The sequence below is a fragment of the Flavobacterium panici genome (genome assembly GCF_903819335.1).
In the GTDB taxonomy this organism is placed as follows: Bacteria; Bacteroidota; Bacteroidia; order Flavobacteriales; family Flavobacteriaceae; genus Flavobacterium; species Flavobacterium panici.
This window is the reverse complement of the sequence record NZ_CAIJDE010000071.1, coordinates 1-2,649: the sequence shown is the minus strand read 5'-3', so window position 1 is coordinate 2,649 and position 2,649 is coordinate 1. Positions and strand designations below refer to the sequence as shown.

Sequence of the window (2,649 nt, the reverse complement as noted above, 5' to 3'; positions counted from 1 at the left end):
AAGTCCTACTATTGTAAACCAATAGCAGGACTAAAATATAGTTGTAAATCTATTTTAGGATTAAGTGTAAATATGTAAACTTTTTTTAGGACGAGACACCCTCGCTAGCGCGAGCGTCCCGCTCGTGAACACAAAGAAATTTAAAACCAATTGGAACTTGCACGAGCGGGACGCTCGCGCTAGCAATTGAAATCGTATTTTTTTTAAAATACAAATCCTATTAATTATTTTTTAGTTTTATTTGGAATTATTTTATTCGCCGAATATGTAAAACTTTTTTCCTTAAACTCAGAAATTTCATCTTTTAATTTTTTATTGGCATTGTGAATTAATTCATTCTGCAATTTCATTATAGATAATAAATCGTTGATAGCGTTTAAATTTTCTAATTGCATCATGACTATCTGTTCAAGATTTGCTTTAGTGTATGCTTTCATAAAATAATATATTAAATTTCAATACAAATTTATATCAAATTATAATATTTTACAATATGTTTTTATATTATAAATTAACATACTGAAATAAAACTATCAATAGGTAATAATTTTATATATTAAATACTATTATAAAAAATTATTAATAGCTAACATTCAAATGAATAGAATCAAAGAAGTCCTAAAAGAACAAGGAAGAACGCAAACGTGGCTAGCTGAAAAAATAGAAAAGAGTTATGTAGTGGTAACAAATTACTGCAATAATAATTCTCAACCAAGTATTGAAATTCTAAGAAAAATTGCTGAAGTGTTAGATGTGGATGTTAGAGAATTATTAGTTCCAACAAAATAAATTAAAATTACTTCTATAAAAAATCAATTGCCTCCAGCTTTAGCTGGAGGTTTTGTTTAGTACAATAAGGGGCTTTAGCCAAAAAACACAAAAGATTAGGCTAAAGCCATTTTCTAACATAACTTTGTTCCTACAGCTAAAGCTCTAGGCAATTCATTTTTTTTTTCAGATAAAACTGGAAACTATTTATATTTATAATACAATCCGCATAACATGATTACAAAAGCATTACTCGAAGACATTCCAGCATTAACAATCTTAATAAACTCAGCATACAGAGGAGAATCTTCGAAAAAAGGCTGGACAACCGAAGCGCATTTATTAGAAGGAAAAAGAACCGACGAACAGGAAATGACCCAAATTTTTCTTGATCCGAAAAATACGATTCTGAAATTTACGGAGAATGATAAAATTATTGGTTCGGTTTTATTGGTTGAAAAAGGACATCAATTGTATTTAGGAATGTTAACCGTTTCGCCAGAACTTCAAAACAGCGGAATCGGGAAAAAGCTTTTGGCTGAAGCCGAAATTCATGCTAAATCTCTTGGTTTGTCTGGTATTATTATGACGGTTATTTCGGTTCGAGAATAACTTATTGCGTGGTACAAACGTCACGGTTATGTAGATACAGGCGAAAGAGAACCTTTCCCTCAAAGCGAAATTCATATTACAGTTTCAGAAGAACCTTTGGAGTTTATATTTTTAGAGAAAAAGATTTAAGTTTTTTTTGCCACGAAGGCACAAAGACACTAAGTTTTTTCTTTTTTACCATATAAGTGATATAAGTTCATTTAAAAGAAGATTAAATATGAATCTTAGATACTTTGAAATCTTATAAAATATTCAATAAATGAAAATAAGTCTTTTCTCTAAAAAAGATAATAAACCCTCTATTTGGAGTGGCGGATTGACATATGAATATATGATATATCCAAAAACAGCAAGCTATACTAATAGAGATTTTGTATTCAGAATAAGCAGCGCTACAATAGAGAAAGTGCCTTCAGAGTTTACCAAATTTAAGGGCTATTTCCGATATTTGGTTATGCTTGATAACTGCTTAGATATTGAGGTAAACAAAGAAAAAAAAGTGTATGAGAAGTATGAAATCATGGGATTTAATTCAGATGATGAAGTGACTTCTTATACAAACGGTATGGATTTTAATTGGATGCTTTCCGAAAAAATTTCCCGTCATAAACTGGAAATAACTAATAGCAATCAGAATTGTAATGCTCAAATAATAATTTTATTTTCTTTAAACACTACATCTATTAAAATTAATGAGAATCCATATGATCTGGAATCTTATGATTTATTAGTCATTGAAAATCAAGAAAAGGAAAATATATTGCTTCATTTTTCTAATGAATGCCTTTTTGGGTTATTGGATTTTTAAAAGAAGTTGTTTTGCCACGAAGGCACAAGGGCACTAAGTTTTTTTTTAAATCTTGTAAAGTCGCAAAGTTTCCATACAGTTTATCATTTCGAGGAACGAGAAATCTCCGCGAGAAGCTCTACAAAGATTGGAATCTCATTGCGGAGTTACTTACGAAGATTTCTCCTTCGTCGAAATGACAAGATTGGGGATTAATCTGCGTGAAAAAAAATCATTTTAATCCTTTTATCCCGATAGCTATTGGGAGCAAAATCCAAGATTTTTAAGACAAAGTTTCCATACAGTTTGTCATTTCGACGAAGGAGAAATCTCCGCGAGAAGCTCTACAAAGATTGGATTCTCTTTACGGAGTTACTTGTGGAGATTTCTCGTTCCTCCTTTAGATTTGTTTTTTAAAATTTAAGTAGATTTATGATTGAGAAAGGAAGCAAAAGTAAACTATTCGTTCCTCTGAGTTTGTG

The 2,649-nt window shown here is 30.5% G+C and carries 4 protein-coding genes; 3 read left to right on the top strand and 1 reads right to left on the bottom strand.

Annotated elements, in window-relative coordinates; genetic code table 11:
• Nucleotides 1-224: 224 nt before the first annotated feature.
• Nucleotides 225-437: a hypothetical protein gene (locus FLAPXU55_RS23960; protein ID WP_180861933.1), complete on the bottom strand. Its 213-nt coding sequence runs from the start codon at nucleotides 435-437 to the stop codon at nucleotides 225-227.
• A gap of 160 nt (nucleotides 438-597) precedes the next feature.
• Between FLAPXU55_RS23960 and FLAPXU55_RS23955 the strand changes: the two genes are divergently transcribed.
• From FLAPXU55_RS23955 to FLAPXU55_RS23945, 3 genes are all read left to right on the top strand, one after another.
• Complete coding sequence (locus tag FLAPXU55_RS23955) at nucleotides 598-789, top strand: helix-turn-helix transcriptional regulator (RefSeq protein ID WP_180861931.1); 192 nt, start codon at nucleotides 598-600, stop codon at nucleotides 787-789.
• A gap of 213 nt (nucleotides 790-1,002) precedes the next feature.
• Nucleotides 1,003-1,380 (top strand): GNAT family N-acetyltransferase, encoded by a 378-nt coding sequence (locus FLAPXU55_RS23950; RefSeq protein WP_235992158.1) that lies wholly within the window; start codon nucleotides 1,003-1,005, stop codon nucleotides 1,378-1,380.
• A gap of 259 nt (nucleotides 1,381-1,639) precedes the next feature.
• Nucleotides 1,640-2,188 (top strand): HutD family protein, encoded by a 549-nt coding sequence (locus tag FLAPXU55_RS23945; protein WP_180861929.1) that lies wholly within the window; start codon nucleotides 1,640-1,642, stop codon nucleotides 2,186-2,188.
• The last annotated feature ends 461 nt before the right edge of the window (nucleotides 2,189-2,649 follow it).

Excerpts from the sequence above, each read along its gene's own strand:
- FLAPXU55_RS23955 (WP_180861931.1), top strand. The coding sequence starts at position 598 with ATGAATAGAATCAAAGAAGTCCTAAAAGAACAAGGAAGAACGCAAACG.
- FLAPXU55_RS23950 (WP_235992158.1), top strand. The coding sequence starts at position 1,003 with ATGATTACAAAAGCATTACTCGAAGACATTCCAGCATTAACAATCTTA.
- FLAPXU55_RS23960 (WP_180861933.1), bottom strand. The coding sequence starts at position 437 with ATGAAAGCATACACTAAAGCAAATCTTGAACAGATAGTCATGATGCAA.
- FLAPXU55_RS23945 (WP_180861929.1), top strand. The coding sequence starts at position 1,640 with ATGAAAATAAGTCTTTTCTCTAAAAAAGATAATAAACCCTCTATTTGG.